The sequence below is a fragment of the Trueperella pyogenes genome (assembly GCF_001070855.1).
Taxonomy (GTDB): Bacteria; Actinomycetota; Actinomycetes; order Actinomycetales; family Actinomycetaceae; genus Pauljensenia; species Pauljensenia pyogenes_A.
Genome location: NZ_JVLH01000013.1, coordinates 1 through 17,587 on the forward strand (window position 1 = coordinate 1; position 17,587 = coordinate 17,587).

Here is a 17,587-nt window from a genome sequence, read left to right on the forward strand (position 1 = left end):
AGAGCATCACCTTGCCAAGGTGAGGGTCGCGGGTTCGAGTCCCGTCATCCGCTCGGGCGATTGGCGCAGTGGTAGCGCGCTTCCCTGACACGGAAGAGGTCACTGGTTCGAACCCAGTATCGCCCACTGTCGTTATCTAACGACGGACAAGGCCCCAGTCCGATAGGGACTGAGTGCGGATGTGGCTCAGTTGGTAGAGCATCACCTTGCCAAGGTGAGGGTCGCGGGTTCGAGTCCCGTCATCCGCTCTAACCTTCCGAAAATCCTTGAGGTTGAGGTTGGATAGGGTGGGTTGGCCGAGAGGCGAGGCAGCGGCCTGCAAAGCCGTATACACCGGTTCGAATCCGGTACCCACCTCGGGCGATTGGCGCAGGGGTAGCGCGCTTCCTTCACACGGAAGAGGTCACTGGTTCGATCCCAGTATCGCCCACGGAAATTTTAAAACGCTTAGACGAATGTCGATTTGTGACTGGCGTCCATGCGTGTTAAAGTTTCCAAGCCGCAAAGCTTTGGCTTTGTGAGTCACCTGCGCGGGTGGCGGAATAGGCAGACGCGCTAGCTTGAGGTGCTAGTCCTCGTATTAGAGGGTGGGGGTTCAAGTCCCCCTCCGCGCACAGAACCCGGGGATCTTCGGATCCCCGGGATTTTTCTTTGCACTGGTAACTCCTCAATACGCAACGTAACCTGTGCATAGGCGAACGTGCTCTTATCCCCGAGGAGAGACTTCATGCATGTTGACGTATGGGCAGACTTTGCGTGCCCTTGGTGTTACCTCGGTATCCATCATCTGCGTGATGCTCTCACGCGTTTCGAACATCGCGATCAGGTCGAGGTCTGTTTCCACTCCTATTTGCTTGATCCTGAGCAGTCTGCTGTCCTTGAAATGTCCCAGGCAGATTTCCTGGTCCACACGCATCCAGGTATGACTGAAGAGGAAGCTACGGATGCGCTCGTTCACGTTGCTGAGCTCGCTCGTGCCGATGGAATTTCTCTAGATTTTGATTCCTTGATCGTTGCACCGACGTCCTTTGCGCATAAAGCAATGTCGGCTGCGCGGGAAATGGACGAAGAATCCGGAGTGACGAGCGGGGCCGGGACGTATCAGTTTGCATATGCCGAAGCCCTGTTCCGTGCTCGTTTTGAGATCGGTTTGAACCTAGCGGACCCAGATGTGTTGATTGGCTGTGCACAGGATGTACGGATTCCCGAAATGCTGGTTGTTGACGCTCTGAGCGACCCCGTCGCCTCGTCTGAAGTTTTCTCGGACTACCAGATCGCTGTACAGATGGGAATCGACACTATCCCGACGTATCTCTTCGACCGAAGTCTCGTTGTTCAAGGAATGCACGATACTGAAGCAATGAAGCGAATTCTGACAACTGCGTGGGAACAGGTCCACCCGAATGTATCAACACAGGAGGAAACACACTGATGGAACCCTTTGACGTTCACGGTGAAAATATTGTTTTAGTCCCGATGTCTGCGAACGACGCGGTAGATCTTACTGACGCACTTCAGGATCCGATTTTCCACGAAACAACCTCGATTCCTCATCCTTACACTCTGTCCATGGCTGAAGAGAATCTTGCAAAGGTGCCTTCGAAGTGGGAGCAGGGGAGTGCGGATTGGGCGATCCGCAGTGCCCATGATGGACGTTTTCTTGGGCGTTTCGAACTTATTCGTAACACGCATTTTTCTGACCGTTATGAAGTCTCGTACTTTGTCTGCCATGACGAATGGGGCGAGGGTATCGCAACAGAAGCTGTATCCCTTGCTCTCGATACTGCGTTCGAAAAATTAGGCGCTTCTCGCGTTGAGTGGGCGGCGCATGTAGGAAATTGGGGATCTTGGAAGGCCGCGTGGAAGAACGGTTTCCGCAAGGAAGGCGTTGCACGCCTTCCCGGATACGAGGCCTGGGTAGGAGGCATTCTTGCCACTGATCCGCGCACACCTGCAACTCCGTGGGACGGTCCGAGCGCTGGTGCCCCCGAAGTCTTGGATTCATCTCGCCCACAAGCTCTTGTGCAGCAGTTCCACTCAACTTACTTCATGCCCGACCGTATTCGCGATCATCAAGAGCCAACTCTTGACTATGAGCGTCTCCACATGCGCGTGAGCTTGATTCGAGAAGAGTTCGCTGAGCTGCTCGGGGCCTTGTATGGAAAGGAAGCGCGGGCAATCGTTGAGGAGGCGACACAACGTGCGACGGAAGCAGACGATGGAACGCGCGACATCATCGAAACGGCTGATGCCTTAGGTGATCTGGTCTACGTCATCTATGGAATGGCCCTGGAATCTGGAATCGACTTGAATCGCGTCCTTGCAGAAATTCAGGCGTCTAATCTGTCGAAGCTCATGCCCGATGGCAGCGTGAAACTCCGTGAGGATGGCAAGGTGCTGAAGGGACCAAACTTCTTCACACCGAATATTGCTCGAGCCCTTGGTCAGGAATAACACACTTTTTGCACTCGTTGCTCTCTGAGTTTTCAGGGACAATGGGAGAGAACCAACGAGAGAAGGAGAGCACTGTGGCCCGAGTCGTCGTTGTCGGTGGCGGGTACGGTGGTGTCACCGTCGCCAAGGGACTTGATCCTCTTGCCGAAGTCATTCTGGTCGAGCAAAAAGATCAGTTTGTTCACCATGCTGCGGCTCTGCGTGCCGCAGTCGATGAGGCGTGGCAGCATACAATTTTCATGCCCTATTCGAATCTTCTGAGCAATGGGCGGGTCATTCACGGAACGGTTTCTCAGGTTGAAGGAACTCGAGTTCATATCTTCGGTCAGGACCCGATCGATGCTGACTACGTTGTTCTGGCAACCGGATCAACCTATCCATTCCCTGCAAAGTACTCGGCTTCGCGTTCTGATGTTGCAAAGGCGCGCCTCAAGCAGTTGTATTCCTACCTTCATGGTGCCCGCTCCGTACTCTTGGTAGGTGCTGGAACTGTCGGTATTGAATTCGCGGGGGAACTGCGCAATGCCTTCCCGGACCTGGAAATTACCTTGCTTGAAAAGGAATCTGAGCTCCTTCCGACTCAGGGTTTTGCTGATGAGTTGCGCGATCAGGTTCGCGAGCAACTCAAGGAGCTGAATATCCGCCTCATTGAAGGCTCGGAGCTTGCGTACCTTCCACCGTTCAATGTTGGTGAGCTTGGCCGTTTCGTTGTTGAAACGAAAGATGGTCATCGTATTGAAGCCGATATGTGGTTCCAGTGCTATGGTGCGCGTCCGAATACCGGTTATGTCGCTGGTACCGAGCTTCAGTCTGCAGTTCGCCCTGACGGCGCTCTCAAGGTCGAACCGACGCTTCAAGTCGTCGGCCAAACCAATATCTATGCGATCGGTGACGTTACTGATGTTCGCGAATCAAAGCGTGCTGATGCTGCCCGAGCACAGGCGCGCATCGTGATCTCGAATATCTCTTCGCAGCTGTCTGGTAAAGAGCCGCAGGCGACCTACAACCCCAGCGATGAATGGGTGATCTTGCCCTTGGGACCTGAGCATGGCGCTTCCCAACTTCTTGATTCTCAGGGGAATTCGCGCATTTTGGGCCCCGACCAAACAGCAGAGATTAAGGGTGCAGATCTGATGGTTTCTGTCATTAGGTCCCAGCTGAACTTGCCGTAGACATCGTGTAGGATGTGTGACTATGACCACGAAACCTCGTCTTGTCCTAGATCAGCTGATTGCCGCTTTCGAGAATCACTACGAGGTGGCTTCCTCCGATCAAGTCGATGAACAGGCACTTATTGATGCCGAAGAAGCTCTCCGTGATGCCTTCTTCACCTACGATGACGTGCTTTTCACGCAGTTCGAAGTCGAGCTTCCTTTCGACCTCATCGTTTCTGATGAGGAAGACGAGGATGAAGACTTTGATGACGACGAAGATGATGAAGAAGTCGATGACGATGACGATGAATTCATCGATCTTGATGAGGACGAAGACGAAGATTAGTCGGTCAAGTTGTCTTTAAGGTGTGCGGGCAGTGCGACTGCCCGCACACCTTTATTTAATGCCGGCTTCTATTTAGCACTCACTTCACTTAACACTTGGCGAATCGGAAGTGGAAGGTCGATACGCCCATTGAGTATCTGCTCGAGTTGTACTAGATTTCGAGGCCCGATGATTGCGCTTGTCACTCCCGGCGTGCCTTCCACCCATGCCAGAGCAACGTCAGCGATAGAACATTCCAGCCCATGTGCTGCCTGAAATAAAGCTTCGACAATCGGAAGACTGCTCTCCAGGTATGGCTCGACACTTGAACGCAGATGTGCGGATGCGGCTCGTGAATCAGGTGGCGTTGTATGGCGATATTTTCCTGTCAGGACGCCTCCAGCAAGCGGTGAATGTGCAAGGAATCCAAAGCCGTTGTGTCGTGCTCGCTCGAGCAGGGGAGACGAGCATAGGAGCGAGTGTTCTTCTTCGACGGTGGCCAGAGGAAGTCGATCTGACTGTGCCCACATGAGCGCGCAATCCCAGGTATCGCGGTGACTTAGCCCAAGGTAGTGTGCGCGTCCACTGGAATAGGCCCATTCGAGCGCCGAGAGAGTTTCCTCGAGCGGAATTCCAGTAGGGGACGGAGCTGCTAACCAGAGGTCAACGAAGTCTGTTTCGAGAATCGCAAGTGTCGTATCTAGGCAGCGGAGCATGTCTCCGCGAGAAGCAGAGAGCTCATTGGCTCCTTGAGAGAAACGCATTGCACCGCGTAAAGCAATCGTCACTCGGTGACGGCCAACGGCGCGTAAGGCCTCGGCAAGGACACTAAGAGCGCGCCCCGAGCCGTGCAGAGGACTCACTTCTACAAGCGTACCTCCAGCGTCAACAAAGGATTTGAGCATCGCGCAGGCCTGATCTTCATCTGTGTCGCGTCCCCAAGTCAGTGTTCCCAAACCCAAGCTGGACACAGAAAGGCCATGTGTTCCACATTGACGAATCTCCATAAGCTAAGCCTAGAACGCGCAGGCTATGACGGCATACACATGCTCATCTTTGGCTTGCCTGAGGCCAAGCGCCGTAGAGTTGGGGATATGAGTTGGCTTGATGCAATCATCCTTGGACTTGTTCAGGGCCTGACGGAGTTCCTTCCCGTTTCGTCCTCCGCGCATATTCGCATCGTCGGTGAGCTTACGGGCTCAACCGATCCGGGTGCTGCTTTCACCGCAATTACGCAAATCGGTACGGAGCTCGCGGTTGTCATTGTCTTCTGGAAGGACATCGTCCGTATTCTCAGTGCATGGTTCCGTTCTTTGCCGCTGGGCGCAAAGGAAAATCGAGTGCCCTCAAGTGATCCAGACGCACGAATGGGATGGATGATTATTGTCGGTTCACTTCCGATTTGTATTCTGGGTCTTCTTTTCCAAGATGCGATCGATACGGGCTTGCGTAACCTGTGGATCACTTCGGCGATGTTGATTGTTTTCGGCCTACTTTTGGGCTTTGTTGATCGCTATGCTCCTCAAGAGCGCGACCTGAAATCGATGACGTGGAAGGACGCTCTTCTGTACGGCATCGCGCAGGCAATGGCCCTCATCCCAGGTGTCTCTCGTTCGGGTGGAACAATTACCATGGGACGTTTCTTGGGCTACACCCGTGAAGCTGCAGCCCGCTATTCCTTCCTTCTGGCAATGCCGGCCGTGTGGGCTTCAGGGCTCTACAAGGTGGCAAAGGTTGTGACCGGCAGTGACACCATTGCTGTTGGCCCGACAATCGCGGCAACAATCATTGCTTTCGTGGTCGGTGTTGTTGTGATCTTGTGGTTCCTGAAGATTATTTCGACTCAGTCCTATGCGCCCTTCGTTTGGTACCGAATCGCAATTGGTATTCTTGTAGCTCTTGGTCTGTTAAGCGGTTTGCTTTCCCCCTTGGGAACAACTCCCGCTGCCTGATTCTTGTGTGAAGGACGTACGAAAGTATGACTCTGCCTGAGGCAATTCTTTTCGATATGGATGGCACGATCGTCGATACCGAGCCCCTGTGGGAGGGAGCGGAAGGACAGGTGCTTGCCGAGATGGGGACACAGATGACCCCACAGATGCGTCAAAAGATGTTGGGGTCTACTTTGCCGCGGATGGTGGCAATTTTGCGTTCATTTGCCCGCAATCCTCTTGACGAGGCAGTGGTTGCCGATCGTGTTGAACAGGGAGTAATCGATCGCCTCGATGCTGGATTACCCTGGAAACAGGGACTGGTTGAACTCCTGAGCTGGTGCCATGACCACTCAATTCCGACGGCGGTCGTTACTGCGACGCGACGGCGAGTGGCATCCAGTGTTCTCGAGCATGTACCTGCGACACCCGGTTTTACGAATGCAATTTATGGAGATGACGTCTCGGAAGGAAAACCCTCACCAGAGGGGTACCTCAAGGCAGCTGAGCTCCTGGGAGTTGATATCCGTCGCTGCATGATTGTTGAGGATTCTCCAGTTGGTCTTGAAGCCGCTTCTGCCAGTGGCGGAGTGGCCGTCGCGATCAAGGGGGCGGCACCCGAAGAGTTCGCCGCTGATTTTCCCTATATTCGCGAGCTCAGTGACCTTAGCGAGAATGTCATTGAATCGATCATGGAAGGACAACGGCCGAACTTCGTTCGCGCTTACTGATCAGATGCCTGTGGCCCCATTGCCAGTAAACGTTCCACGCCACTGGCTGGGATTTCGGGTGTTTTCCCGTCAAACAGCGGACACATTGAACGCACTCCGCACCAATTACACAGCGGGTTGCGTCGTGGAGCGAAATAGCCCTGCAAAGCATCCCTTCTCATCGATTCCCAGGTCTGAAAAAGTTCTTCACTGAAGCGCGAAATATCAGCGGCATCAGGATCAAAGGTCAGCACCTTTTGAGAAGCGAGATAAACCAGCTGTGTACGCTTTGGCAGACGCTTTGTGAGAGAAAGCAAGAGCGCGTAAAAACGCATCTGAAACAGTGCTTCCTCTTGAAAACGCGGGGAAGGAGCCTTCCCGGTCTTGTAGTCGATGACCCTGAGATCTCCGTTAGGTGCTTGGTCAACGCGGTCAATGTAACCAAGGAGGTTGACTCCTTGCGAAGTCGTCGCCTCAACAAGAGCTTCGGTAGATAGCGGTTCTAGTGCCTGCGGATCTTCGATAGCAAAGTAGCTACTGATCATCGAATACATTCGCTCGTGCCAGCGTTCGAAATCCGCACGGTCTGTAAATAAATTCATGACACTTGGGTCGCCAGCAAGAGTCTTCTCCCATTCGGTACGTAAAAGCTCGCGAGCGAGTGTCTCGTTGCGTTCTTCCCTTGGCAAGGCATAGAGGTTTTCCAAGGTGGAGTGAACTGTTGTCCCCAGAAGTGTCGCTTGTGTTGGAGGTTCTTTAACGCGGTCGACGACATGCAGGCGAAACTGCAGTGGGCAGCGCTGGTACTCTTTTGTGCGGCTTGCCGAAAGTGCAGGCCGGCTTGGGAGCGAATTCCTCATACATCTACCGTAACCAGTTCCACCTTTTCGCGCGGGGTTTAAACAAGCAGTTTTTCCATGCACCGCGGTAGTGTAGAGGCGATGAGCACACATGAACATGAAGCCCAGGGCCTTGGCCAGGAACGACACCGTGGTCCTCTCCGAGAAGGAGAACGCGTCCAAATACGCGACCCGAAGGGCCGCTTGCACACCGTTATTTTGGTTTCTGGTGGGCGTTTTCAATCCAATCGTGGCTTTATCGATCACGATGATCTAATCGGTCGCCCCGATGGCCAGGTCGTCACTACCGAAGAGGGACGTCAGTTCCAAATTCTGCGCCCTCTTCAAGTTGACTATGTCATGTCGATGCCCAGGGGTGCTGCAGTCGTTTACCCGAAAGATGCGGGGACGATCGTTCACTACGCGGATATTTTCCCCGGCGCAGTAGTTGTCGAGGCCGGCGCTGGGTCGGGTGCTCTATCGATGGCTCTTTTGGATGCAGTGGGGGAGCGCGGCAGGCTGATTTCTGTCGAAAGGCGCGAAGAATTCGCACAGATTGCGCGAGATAACGTCGACCTGTGGTTCGGCGCTCCACATCCAGCGTGGGATCTTCGTGTCAATGATCTTGCGGATGAACTCAATGCCATGCCTGAGTCGAGTGTCGATCGCGTAGTCCTCGACATGCTTGCACCCTGGGAGAACTTAGATGCAGTTGCACATGCGCTCGTCCCGGGCGGCGTTCTGTGCTGCTATATCGCAACCGTGACTCAGATGTCCCGATTGATTGAAGACCTTCGTTCCTCTCAGAACTTTACCGATCCTGTCGCGTGGGAGACACTCTCACGCGAATGGCACGTCGATGGTTTGGCTGTACGACCCGAGCACCGAATGGTTGCCCATACAGGATTCTTGATGATTGCCAGGCGTCTTGCTCCGCAAACTACTCCTCAGGAACGCTCAACTCGTCCAGCGAAAGCTGCCGAAGGCCTCGAAGGGGCGTGGAATGGCGAAGATGACTGGAGCGAGCAGAAAGTCGGTCTTCGCGTCAGCTCGGAGAAGAAGATCCGTAAGGTTAAAAGGGACCTCGACGCTAAGGCGCGGGCGTGGGTAGAAGGGCGTAGTGATGACGAACAGTGACGCTGCACTCTCAATTCTTGAACAGAAGAATGCTCATCTGAGTGCGGCTCTGAGTCAGGCACGTCAAGAACTCCTGCGCTTGAGAGAACAACTCAAGCATTTAAATCAACCGCCGCTTTCGCTGGGAGTTTTACATCGCTCGCAGCCGACTTCGCGTGTTCTTGAAGTCTATGTTTCAGGCCGCCTCATGCGCCTTGCGGCTGATACCTCTCTCGACATCACGTCAATCTCGCCGGGGCAACAAGTTCTTATTGACGACAAGATGATTGTTGTCGGTATCGGCGAATATTCGCGAACAGGCGAGCTTGCACAGGTTGCGGAACTTATCGGGGTGGATCGCGCTGTAGTCTCTGCCGAGGCCGGAAGCCATCGCATTGTTGAACTTGCCGGTCCACTACGCCACGGTACTCTTCGGCCCGGAGAGAGTGTCTTGGTCGACCCACGTACTTCCTTTGCCTATGAACGTATTATTCGCCAAGACGTCGAGCAGCTTCTCACTCCTGAAATTCCCGATGTTACTTTCGATGACATCGGTGGGCTAGATGCTCAGATTGAGACAATTCGGCAGGCAATTGAACTTCCCCTGCGTCACCCCGAGCTATATCAGCAATACGGTTTGCGGCCGACTAAGGGAATTTTGCTATATGGGCCCCCGGGTTCAGGAAAGACGCTGATCGCCCAAGCACTCGCACGATCATTACGGGACTTTAGCTCCTCAGGTGAAGGTTATTTCCTCTCAATCAAGGGCCCTGAACTTCTCACGAAGTTTGTTGGTGAAACAGAACGACAGATCCGTGCAATTTTCGCTCGGGCTCGCGCATTGGCTTCATCGAAGGTTCCAGTAGTGATCTTCTTCGATGAGATGGAAGCTCTTTTCAGAACACGCGGTACAGGAATTTCCTCCGATGTCGAGACGATGGTGGTTCCTCAGCTGCTCGCTGAAATGGACGGTGTTGAAAGTCTTGACAACGTAGTGATTGTTGGTGCCTCAAACCGTGCTGACATGATCGATCCTGCTGTACTTCGCCCCGGAAGACTCGATGTGCGCATCCGGATTGATCGCCCAGATGAACGTGCGGCGAAGGATATTTTCAGAAAGCATCTTGACCGCTCTGTCCCGCTTGCACAAAACGGTGAGTATCTCAGTCATGACGAGATGATCGATAGAGCCGTTACCAGCCTTTATCGACGCGATAGCAATTCGGCTTTGCTGTCCGTTCGCAGTCATTCTGGCCAGGAACGCACCATCTACCTTGCCGATATCGTTTCTGGCGCCATGATTGCAGGAATTGTGGAGCGTGCGAAGAAATACGCAATCCTTGACGCAATCGAGAATGGTACTCAGGGGATGACGCTCGACCACGTGATTCGCGGCCTCGGCGATGAGATTCGCGAATCAATGGAACTGGCGACCCGACAGGCTCCTGCGGACTGGGCGCGCACGATCGGTCTGGATCAAGATATCGCTGATATCCGTCCACTGAAGGAGAACCAGCAATGAGCTCTCATATGGTGATGAGTACCGAGACTGAATTCGGTATTTATACTCCCGGAAATCCTGGAGCTGATCCTGTTGACCTATCCTGCAGGATAGTTGATGCTTACTCGGCTCTCTCGCGCCGCGGGACCCCTACGGAGGGTAGCCAGCCCGTTCGCTGGGACTATACAGCTGAAGATCCTTTGAATGACCTGCGCGGTATGAGGCTCTCGCGTGCAGCTGCAGATCCTTCGATGCTTACCGATGACCCCTACCACCTTGCTCCTTCGGGCGGAAGTGAAAGGCTTCCCTTGCCTCGACAGTCAAGTGGATATTTGCCTGCATCGGTGTCATCTGTGCTGACAAACGGAGCCAGGCTCTACGTTGATCATGCTCACCCAGAATATTCTGCGCCCGAAACGCTCAGCGCACGCGATGCTGTCCTGTGGGATCGTGCCGGCGAGGTTATTGCTCGACGAATGATGTCAGCAGCTCGTGAGCGCGGAGACGATATCGTGTTGGTGAAGAACAACACGGATGGCAAGGGCGCTGCTTACGGTACCCACGAGAACTATCAGATCAGCCGTCGTATTGATCTTGATGACCTTATCCGAGGCCTCACTCCGTTCTTCGTCACCCGCCCGGTTATTTGTGGTGCGGGACGCGTTGGAATCGGTCAGCGCAGTGAATTTGCCGGTTTTCAGATCTCGCAGCGAGCTGACTTTGTCGAAAATGAAGTTGGCCTTGAGACTACCTTTAACCGTCCAATTATCAATACTCGCGATGAAGCTCATGCTAACCCTGCTTACTTCCGTCGCCTTCACGTGATCGGCGGAGATGCCAACCAATTCGATTCCTCGCTCTATCTTCGTCTGGGAACAACCGGCTTAGTGCTCAAAGCAATTGAGGCCGGTCTCGGGATGGAATGGGATGCTCTTGCGATGGATGATCCGGTTCAAGAAACCTGGAACATCAGCCATGACCCGACGCTGACTTACAAGGCTGGACTTGCCGGAGGTGCGCGAAGCGCCCTCGACATTCAAAAGATTTATGTCGATTTGGTCTCTGAGACATTGAGCCGGGCAGGTATTGAACTGAGCGCAGACGAAGAACGTGTCCTGAAGTACTGGGATGATGTCCTTACGCGTATGTCCGAGGAGCTTTTTAGCGTCGCCACCGAGGTTGAATGGGTCGGTAAGTATCAGCTCCTCGATCGTCAGCGCCAGCGTCTGTCAACCACATGGGATGACCCTAAACTTGCGGCGATGGATTTGCAGTGGGCGGATTTGCGTGAGGATCGTTCGCTGGTGGCTGCGCTTGATCGAGCCGGGCGCGTGAAGCGGATGTTCGCTCCCGAGGAAGTTGAGCATGCTGCAGATTGGGCCCCTGAAGACACTCGTGCATACTTGCGTGGGTATGCCGTGAGAAATCTTCCAGGATTGATCGCTGCATCGTGGACATCGCTGTGTGAAGCGCAGGGCGATCAGATGATTCGGCGTCCTATTGTTGAGGCTGCCGGTGTTGATCCGTCGGTCCTTTCCGATCTTGAACACGGAACTTTGATCCGTGTAGAACAGGAGTAGATATGAGTCTTTCGCAATTGTTCGCCGGCGGCGCTGGTCATGAGGACGACGAGGCTGCGGGTCAGGTACAAGCTCAGGCTTCTTCCCAAAGTGATTCTCTTGACGAGCTTCTTGATCAGATTGATACCGTCCTAGAAACGAATGCTGAATCTTTCGTCCAGGGCTTTGTCCAAAAGGGAGGCCAGTGAGGTGAAGCGACGGGTCATCGGTATCGAAACAGAGTATGGGCTAACCTGCGCGACACGTTCTGGTGCTCGTGCGACTCACGATGCCGATGCTGCTGCGCACCTGCTTTTCGAGCCCTTCGCACAGGGTGGTCGGGCTCCTAACCTGTATCTGCGCAACGGTGGGCGACTCTATCTTGATGTTGGCGCACACCCCGAATATGCAACTGCAGAGTGCGACACTCTCCTTGACCTTCTTGCGCAGCATCGTTGCGGCGATGAGCTGCTGAATCAGCTTAATGATGCAGCGCGTAGCTCGCTTAGTCAGCTGCCGGATCCCGAAGAAATTTACCTTTTTCGAAATAACGTTGATTCAGCGGGCAATAGTTTTGGTTGCCATGAAAACTATCTTCTGCATCGTCGTCGAGATTTCCGACAAGTTGCGGACGGACTCGTCGCATTCTTTGTCACGCGCCTGATCCTTGTCGGTGCGGGACATCTACGCAGGCAGGGGACTCAACTTCATTACTGCTTCTCCCAACGAGCGGAACAGATGTGGGAAGCCGTCTCCTCTGCGACAACGCGTACGCGGCCGATTATTAACACTCGCGATGAGCCACTAGCTGATGCGGGTCAGTACCGGCGTCTTCATGTCATTAGCGGCGATACGAATGTTTGTGAGGCAACCACTTTCCTCAAGGTCGGCATGACCGCTTTGGTCCTTGATGCCGTTGAGGAGGGAATGGACCTTAAAGATTTGGAACTTGCTGATCCAATGATGGCAATCCGTCAGATCAATCATGATCTTTCCGGACAGACCAAGATCGCTATGGTCAGCGGACCAGATTTAAGTGCTGTTGAGATCCAAGAGCGCATTTTGCAGCGCGTCATCGATGTGTTGAAGATCGAACGCACCTCGGACTCCTTAGAACCTACAACCCACGCGATTATCGATCTGTGGCAACGGGGGATTCATGCACTCCGCAGCCAAGACTGGTCCGGAATTGATCACGAACTCGATTTCGCGGTTAAGTACCGTTTGATTCGCGAGTACCTTAAGCGGAAGCAAACTACGCTTGACGATCCTCGTGTTGCACGTCTTTTGCTTTCATACCATGACATCGGTCCTCATGGTTTGCGACAAGGCTTGGAACGTACAGGAGCGATGCGCCGCATGACCACGGATGAGCAGGTTAAGAATGCATGCGTGAACGCTCCTCAGACAACGCGTGCCCACCTTCGCTCGAAGGTGATCAATGCCGCTGAGGCAGCTGGCGTTGAACTTGCTCTCGATTGGGTTCGTGCGGCACGGATTGACGATCCGAATCGTTATGTTCTGATGAATGATCCTTTTGCAACAGCGTCTTTTGCGGTCGATGAATTTATCTCAGGCCTTGGTTCACCACATGAGGTTTTTCCTGCATGAGTGGAAAACACCTTTCTTCGCGACTCCATCCAGTTGCTCAGGCGCATGGAGAAGAAACGGGGCAGACAAGAAAACCTTTGCGCCGTACAGGCCGTCGGATTTTTGTCGCATTTTCCGTACTTGTTCTGATCTGCGCGCTGATTCTTGGATGTATATGGTTCCTTCGTCCTTCTTCTGAGGATGCTGTGGAAGGGCAGCCGCCCCGCTCGGTATTGAGTGCAGTCGAGGTCTCTGGACGTGTTGGTGCAACACCGACACTTAAATTGGGCCAGCCCCTTCAAATTGTCAGTACAAAACACCAGATCTTGTCGCAGGGCGAAGGCCGCGCCATTACAACAGGAACACCGGTCCTACTCTCAGTGACGGTATTCGACTCAACAACGGGTGAGATTCTGTCTCCTAATGGGCGCCCACGTCTCATCGTCGGGCGTGCCGATGATGACTCACTTGGTGCCGATATGGCACACGAAGTCAGTGGGCGCGCTGAGGGAAGCCGCCTGCTCGTTGCACGTCCACTTCCTTTGCTCTCCGATAACACAGCATCTCCCACGCCGACTGCCCGCTCAGCCAAAGGTGAAATCGTCGTCATTGACATTCTCCCAACTTTGGCCTCGGGGCAGGCATCTGCCCAGGCCAGCGGTTCGGGGCCGCTTGAAGTGACGATGCGAGATGAAGGCCCCATCATTAAGCATGGGGATCAACTTCCCACCGGTCCGACAACGCAGCCGCTCCTGACGGGAGCCGGAGCGCAGGTGCGTTCTGATGACGACATTGTCGTTCAGTACTTTGTCAGTGGGTGGACTGACGGAATTGAGCGCCAATCGACCTGGCGTACCGGCGTGCCAGAGCGGGTTCGACTCAGTGAACTCATGCCTGGACTTCGTCCGCTTCTTATTGATCAGAAAGTCGGCTCTCGGCTAGCGATTACTTTGCCTCCTGATCAGGCGACCGGTGACGATACCTTGTGCATCGTGATTGATATTTTGGCAACCACCCCAACCTTATAATGTGGTTGCTCTCGAAGCGTTCGCACTCGTTATGAGAGACTACAAACATGCTCAGATGGCTTACTGCTGGTGAATCACACGGTCCTGCCTTGGTTGCTACCCTTGAGGGCCTTCCTTCGGGTATTGAGCTTACGACCCAGACTATTCGCGATGCCCTTGCGCGTCGGCGCTTAGGAGCAGGTCGTGGTGCTCGCCAAAAGTTTGAGGCCGATGAGGTCCGTATACTCGGTGGCGTACGTCATGGTCGGACCACCGGTGCCCCCATTGTTATCGAGATTGCGAATAGCGAGTGGCCTAAGTGGGAGAAGGTCATGTCCGCCGACCCCGTCACGCGTGAAGATCTATTGATCGATGCTGGCAAGGGAGATGAACGTGAGGTCGCGCGTAATAAGCCCTTGACGAAGCCTCGTCCGGGTCATGCAGATCTGCCCGGGGTTCTTTCCTATGACCTAGCGGAAATTCGTCCTGTACTTGAGCGGGCAAGCGCGCGAGAAACTGCAGCTCGGGTTGCCCTTGGTGCCTGCGCCGAGGCTTACCTTCGTCAGCTTGCTGGAATTCAGTTAGTTTCCCACGTGGTTGCTGTCGGCCCTGTTCAGGGACAGTCAGGTGCCCTTCCGTTACCTGAGGACGAGGCTGCACTGAACGCTTCGCCTATGCGCTGCCTAGATGCTCGCGACGAGGCGCGATTCCTCGAATGCGTTGAGGAAACGCGTTCGTTGGGGGATACCGTTGGCGGTGTTGTTGAGGTTGTTGCATGGGGCGTTCCAATCGGTGTTGGTACGCATGTGCAGGCTGATCGCCGGCTAGATACTCAATTAGCCGCAGCATTGATGTCGATCCAGTCTGTCAAGGGCGTCGAAATCGGTGATGGTTTTGCACAGTCGCGTCTTCGTGGTTCGCAGGCTCATGACGAGATTGAGCGTGTCGACGGAAGTGTTCAGCGCAGCTCGAACCATGCCGGCGGTATCGAAGGTGGGACATCCAATGGTCAGCCGATTGTTGTCCGCGCTGCATTCAAGCCAATCTCAACGGTTCCTCACGCGTTGAAAACAATTGATCTCGCCACTGGAGAGGAAGCTCGGGCACTCCACCAGCGCTCTGATACCTGCCAGGTAGTTCCCGGCGCTGTTATTGCCGAGGCCGAGGTTGCGTTGGTTCTTGCGCGCGCGATAGCTGACCATGCCGGAGGCTACTCCCTCGTAGAGTGTGCGCGTAATCTCTCCGCTTATCTCGCGCATATTGACGAACGTCTGGGGAATGCGCAGTGACCAGACAGCAGATCGTTCTCGTCGGCATGCCTGCTAGTGGAAAGAGCAGAGTAGGACGGGAACTGGCATCGGCTCTGGGGCTCGAACACCGTGATTCAGATGCCTTGATCGAGGAATCTACCGGTCGCAAAATTCCGGAGATTTTCTCAACCGATGGTGAGGAATACTTCCGTCAGCTTGAAGAAGAGGTTATCGAACGAGCTCTGGCATATCCGGGGGTTCTCTCCTTAGGAGGGGGAGCACTCACCCGAAAAGCAACCCGCGAACGCTTGCGCGACTGCTTCGTGGTCTATATCAAGGCGGAGCTCCCTGAATTACTCCGCCGATCGCAGGGGTCGGATCGCCCTTTGCTCGCGGGAGATGCACAAGCGCGTCTTGAAGAGCTGTGGGAAGCGCGTAAGGAATATTTTCCGGAGGTTGCCTCGCTGGAGGTCCAAACCAGTTCAGAACCTGTTATTCATGTAGTTGAGCAAATTCTTCGAGAAGTTGGTGAAGACGATGAGCGTGACGATTCCAGTCAACGTTGATAATCCCTACGACGTCGTTGTCGGAAGGAATCTGTCAAAGGACGTCCTTCAGCAGGTCTTACGCGAGAATACGACGAAGCTTCTCATCGTCTGCGCACCACATGTGAGTAACTATGCCCTTGAATGCGCCTCTCAGCTTGAAGGGTTAGGCTACGAGGTTTCTACACAAATTCTTCCAGATGGGGAAGAAGCTAAAACCATTGAGGAGATGGCCTCTCTGTGGGATTGTGCCGGAAAATTTAGACTCGGTCGCGCGGATGCTTTGATTGCTATTGGTGGGGGAGCCTCGACAGATGCTGGGGGATTCCTTGCTGCTTCGTGGCTGCGTGGCATTGATTTCATTGCAGTTCCCACCACCTTGCTTGGGATGGTTGATGCCTCGGTTGGAGGGAAGACCGGTATCAATACCCCCGTAGGTAAGAACTTAGTTGGCGCCTTTCATTCTCCGCGGCGCGTTGTTGTCGATCTCGATCGCCTTGAAACTTTGAATCACGATGACTATCGCGCGGGGCTTGGTGAGGTTGTTAAATGCGGTTTTATTTCAGATCCTCAGATCCTCTCGATCGTCGAAAGTAATCCCGAGGCTGTTTATGATCCCCGTTCTGAGGAGATCACTGAACTCATAGAACGATCCATTGCCGTTAAAGCTCGAGTAGTGAGTGCTGACCTTCATGAGAGCGGTCCCCGTGAATTCTTGAACTATGGGCATACGCTGGCGCATGCGATCGAAAAAATTGAGAACTTCCACTATCGCCACGGTGAGGCGGTGGCTATCGGTTGTGTGTTTGCTGCTCATCTTGCATGGCGTCGGGGGATGCTTAGCGAAGCCGAGGTTCAGCGTCATGTTGACGATTTCTCTGCCCTTGGACTTCCAACCTTCTATGAAGGCGCGTCGATCGATGCATTGCTTGAAGTGATGCTTTCGGATAAGAAGGTACGTGCCGGAGTTTTGCGCTTCGTTCTTCTAGATGGAGTGAATCATCCTGTTACTGTGAAGGTTAATCCACAGGAAGTTTTTGATTGCGCTCTCTCGATGGGGATGCGAAAGTGAATGCGCGTGAGCATCCGACATTGGTTCTTGTAGGGATCTCTGGAAGTGGAAAAACCTGCGTTGCACAGGAAATTGCAAAGAGCTGTGGCTTAAGAGTGCAAGAAGATCAAGAACTTCTTGAATCTGCTTATTCGCGATCATTTGATCAATTAGTTTTGGATGAGCATTTCCCATTGCAAGAAGCACTGGAGAGCGTTGGATTCCAGCTTTTGTCCGGCGTCTGCGATATTGCGGTGTTGTCACCCTCGCAGGTCAATAGTTCTCGGATTCTTTCCAAGCTTTCACAGCTGATCGATGAAGGCACTTCAGTTGTCCTACTGAGGACTTCCATCGATGAGGCTGCGCGTCGCGTGGGACTCAATGCTCCGCGTTCTGTGGGATTGGGGACTCCCAGAGCATTATTTGCTTCGATGAGTCGGCAATTGGATCGTACTTATCAAGATCTTGCCACTTTCTCATGTGATACTGGCGAAAATACGGCGCGTGAGGTAGCGGATACCATCATTGCGGCGTGTAAGATAGCCACGGTTTAAG

General features: G+C 53.8%; 18 protein-coding genes and 5 tRNA genes. 21 read left to right on the top strand and 2 right to left on the bottom strand.

The window, feature by feature from the left end; all coding sequences use genetic code 11:
- The first annotated feature begins 54 nt into the window (after positions 1–54).
- The 9 genes from ADG72_RS06205 (at position 55) to ADG72_RS06245 (ending at position 3,954) form a co-directional block, all read left to right on the top strand.
- Positions 55–126 (top strand) — tRNA-Val (locus tag ADG72_RS06205).
- A 49-nt stretch (positions 127–175) separates the two neighbouring features.
- A tRNA-Gly gene (locus ADG72_RS06210) sits at positions 176–248 on the top strand.
- A gap of 38 nt (positions 249–286) precedes the next feature.
- A tRNA-Cys gene (locus tag ADG72_RS06215) sits at positions 287–357 on the top strand.
- 1 nt (position 358) lies between these two features.
- A tRNA-Val gene (locus ADG72_RS06220) sits at positions 359–430 on the top strand.
- A gap of 98 nt (positions 431–528) precedes the next feature.
- Positions 529–614 (top strand) — tRNA-Leu (locus ADG72_RS06225).
- Positions 615–727: 113 nt separating this feature from the next.
- Positions 728–1,432, top strand: a complete 705-nt coding sequence (locus ADG72_RS06230) for a DsbA family oxidoreductase (protein ID WP_065427162.1) — start codon at positions 728–730, stop codon at positions 1,430–1,432.
- Entirely contained in the window at positions 1,432–2,454 is a 1,023-nt protein-coding gene (locus ADG72_RS06235; RefSeq protein WP_048713465.1) for a GNAT family N-acetyltransferase, read from the top strand. Before ADG72_RS06230 ends, ADG72_RS06235 begins: the two co-directional genes overlap by 1 nt.
- 74 nt (positions 2,455–2,528) lie before the next feature.
- Positions 2,529–3,626 carry an FAD-dependent oxidoreductase gene (locus tag ADG72_RS06240; RefSeq protein ID WP_048713467.1) on the top strand — a complete coding sequence of 366 codons (1,098 nt, stop codon included), beginning with the start codon at positions 2,529–2,531 and terminating at the stop codon, positions 3,624–3,626.
- Positions 3,627–3,648: 22 nt separating this feature from the next.
- The gene (locus ADG72_RS06245; protein ID WP_048713468.1) at positions 3,649–3,954 is read left to right on the top strand and encodes a hypothetical protein; all 306 of its coding nucleotides are present in this window, start codon (positions 3,649–3,651) and stop codon (positions 3,952–3,954) included.
- Positions 3,955–4,022: 68 nt separating this feature from the next.
- On the opposite strand, the gene ADG72_RS06250 is transcribed toward ADG72_RS06245, so the two are convergent.
- Complete coding sequence (locus tag ADG72_RS06250) at positions 4,023–4,940, bottom strand: aldo/keto reductase (protein WP_048713469.1); 918 nt, start codon at positions 4,938–4,940, stop codon at positions 4,023–4,025.
- 87 nt (positions 4,941–5,027) lie between these two features.
- Between ADG72_RS06250 and ADG72_RS06255 the strand changes: the two genes are divergently transcribed.
- Both ADG72_RS06255 and ADG72_RS06260 read left to right on the top strand, forming a co-directional pair.
- Positions 5,028–5,885, top strand: a complete 858-nt coding sequence (locus ADG72_RS06255) for an undecaprenyl-diphosphate phosphatase (RefSeq protein ID WP_048713788.1) — start codon at positions 5,028–5,030, stop codon at positions 5,883–5,885.
- A 26-nt stretch (positions 5,886–5,911) separates the two neighbouring features.
- Positions 5,912–6,595 carry an HAD family hydrolase gene (locus tag ADG72_RS06260; protein WP_048713472.1) on the top strand — a complete coding sequence of 228 codons (684 nt, stop codon included), beginning with the start codon at positions 5,912–5,914 and terminating at the stop codon, positions 6,593–6,595.
- Here the strand turns inward: ADG72_RS06260 and ADG72_RS06265 are convergent.
- On the bottom strand, positions 6,589–7,434 hold the full coding sequence (locus tag ADG72_RS06265) for a RecB family exonuclease (RefSeq protein ID WP_048713474.1): 846 nt from the start codon (positions 7,432–7,434) through the stop codon (positions 6,589–6,591). The genes ADG72_RS06260 and ADG72_RS06265 overlap by 7 nt on opposite strands.
- Positions 7,435–7,515: 81 nt before the next feature.
- Between ADG72_RS06265 and ADG72_RS06270 the strand changes: the two genes are divergently transcribed.
- The 10 genes from ADG72_RS06270 to ADG72_RS06315 are packed head-to-tail and all read left to right on the top strand — an operon-like array spanning position 7,516 to position 17,586.
- Positions 7,516–8,550, top strand: a complete 1,035-nt coding sequence (locus ADG72_RS06270) for a tRNA (adenine-N1)-methyltransferase (protein WP_048713477.1) — start codon at positions 7,516–7,518, stop codon at positions 8,548–8,550.
- The gene (gene arc, locus ADG72_RS06275; protein ID WP_048713479.1) at positions 8,537–10,051 is read left to right on the top strand and encodes a proteasome ATPase; all 1,515 of its coding nucleotides are present in this window, start codon (positions 8,537–8,539) and stop codon (positions 10,049–10,051) included. Before ADG72_RS06270 ends, arc begins: the two co-directional genes overlap by 14 nt.
- Positions 10,048–11,610, top strand: a complete 1,563-nt coding sequence (gene dop, locus ADG72_RS06280; RefSeq protein ID WP_048713482.1) for a depupylase/deamidase Dop — start codon at positions 10,048–10,050, stop codon at positions 11,608–11,610. Before arc ends, dop begins: the two co-directional genes overlap by 4 nt.
- 2 nt (positions 11,611–11,612) lie before the next feature.
- Positions 11,613–11,798, top strand: coding sequence for a ubiquitin-like protein Pup (locus tag ADG72_RS06285; RefSeq protein WP_048713483.1), 186 nt, complete (start codon positions 11,613–11,615; stop codon positions 11,796–11,798).
- A 1-nt stretch (position 11,799) separates the two neighbouring features.
- Complete coding sequence (locus ADG72_RS06290; RefSeq protein ID WP_048713485.1) at positions 11,800–13,200, top strand: proteasome accessory factor PafA2 family protein; 1,401 nt, start codon at positions 11,800–11,802, stop codon at positions 13,198–13,200.
- Positions 13,197–14,207, top strand: coding sequence for an FKBP-type peptidyl-prolyl cis-trans isomerase (locus tag ADG72_RS06295; RefSeq protein ID WP_048713487.1), 1,011 nt, complete (start codon positions 13,197–13,199; stop codon positions 14,205–14,207). Before ADG72_RS06290 ends, ADG72_RS06295 begins: the two co-directional genes overlap by 4 nt.
- 47 nt (positions 14,208–14,254) lie before the next feature.
- Entirely contained in the window at positions 14,255–15,475 is a 1,221-nt protein-coding gene (aroC, locus tag ADG72_RS06300; protein ID WP_048713488.1) for a chorismate synthase, read from the top strand.
- The gene (locus ADG72_RS06305; RefSeq protein ID WP_048713491.1) at positions 15,472–16,002 is read left to right on the top strand and encodes a shikimate kinase; all 531 of its coding nucleotides are present in this window, start codon (positions 15,472–15,474) and stop codon (positions 16,000–16,002) included. Before aroC ends, ADG72_RS06305 begins: the two co-directional genes overlap by 4 nt.
- Positions 15,974–17,053, top strand: coding sequence for a 3-dehydroquinate synthase (gene aroB / locus ADG72_RS06310; RefSeq protein ID WP_048713493.1), 1,080 nt, complete (start codon positions 15,974–15,976; stop codon positions 17,051–17,053). Before ADG72_RS06305 ends, aroB begins: the two co-directional genes overlap by 29 nt.
- Complete coding sequence (locus ADG72_RS06315; RefSeq protein WP_048713495.1) at positions 17,023–17,586, top strand: shikimate kinase; 564 nt, start codon at positions 17,023–17,025, stop codon at positions 17,584–17,586. The genes aroB and ADG72_RS06315 overlap by 31 nt, the downstream gene beginning before the upstream one ends.
- The last annotated feature ends 1 nt before the right edge of the window (position 17,587 follow it).

Excerpts from the sequence above, each read along its gene's own strand:
- ADG72_RS06270 (WP_048713477.1), top strand. The coding sequence starts at position 7,516 with ATGAGCACACATGAACATGAAGCCCAGGGCCTTGGCCAGGAACGACAC.
- ADG72_RS06285 (WP_048713483.1), top strand. The coding sequence starts at position 11,613 with ATGAGTCTTTCGCAATTGTTCGCCGGCGGCGCTGGTCATGAGGACGAC.
- ADG72_RS06260 (WP_048713472.1), top strand. The coding sequence starts at position 5,912 with ATGACTCTGCCTGAGGCAATTCTTTTCGATATGGATGGCACGATCGTC.
- ADG72_RS06230 (WP_065427162.1), top strand. The coding sequence starts at position 728 with ATGCATGTTGACGTATGGGCAGACTTTGCGTGCCCTTGGTGTTACCTC.
- aroC (WP_048713488.1), top strand. The coding sequence starts at position 14,255 with ATGCTCAGATGGCTTACTGCTGGTGAATCACACGGTCCTGCCTTGGTT.
- ADG72_RS06250 (WP_048713469.1), bottom strand. The coding sequence starts at position 4,940 with ATGGAGATTCGTCAATGTGGAACACATGGCCTTTCTGTGTCCAGCTTG.
- ADG72_RS06265 (WP_048713474.1), bottom strand. The coding sequence starts at position 7,434 with ATGAGGAATTCGCTCCCAAGCCGGCCTGCACTTTCGGCAAGCCGCACA.
- ADG72_RS06235 (WP_048713465.1), top strand. The coding sequence starts at position 1,432 with ATGGAACCCTTTGACGTTCACGGTGAAAATATTGTTTTAGTCCCGATG.
- dop (WP_048713482.1), top strand. The coding sequence starts at position 10,048 with ATGAGCTCTCATATGGTGATGAGTACCGAGACTGAATTCGGTATTTAT.
- arc (WP_048713479.1), top strand. The coding sequence starts at position 8,537 with ATGACGAACAGTGACGCTGCACTCTCAATTCTTGAACAGAAGAATGCT.
- ADG72_RS06245 (WP_048713468.1), top strand. The coding sequence starts at position 3,649 with ATGACCACGAAACCTCGTCTTGTCCTAGATCAGCTGATTGCCGCTTTC.
- ADG72_RS06295 (WP_048713487.1), top strand. The coding sequence starts at position 13,197 with ATGAGTGGAAAACACCTTTCTTCGCGACTCCATCCAGTTGCTCAGGCG.
- aroB (WP_048713493.1), top strand. The coding sequence starts at position 15,974 with ATGAGCGTGACGATTCCAGTCAACGTTGATAATCCCTACGACGTCGTT.
- ADG72_RS06255 (WP_048713788.1), top strand. The coding sequence starts at position 5,028 with ATGAGTTGGCTTGATGCAATCATCCTTGGACTTGTTCAGGGCCTGACG.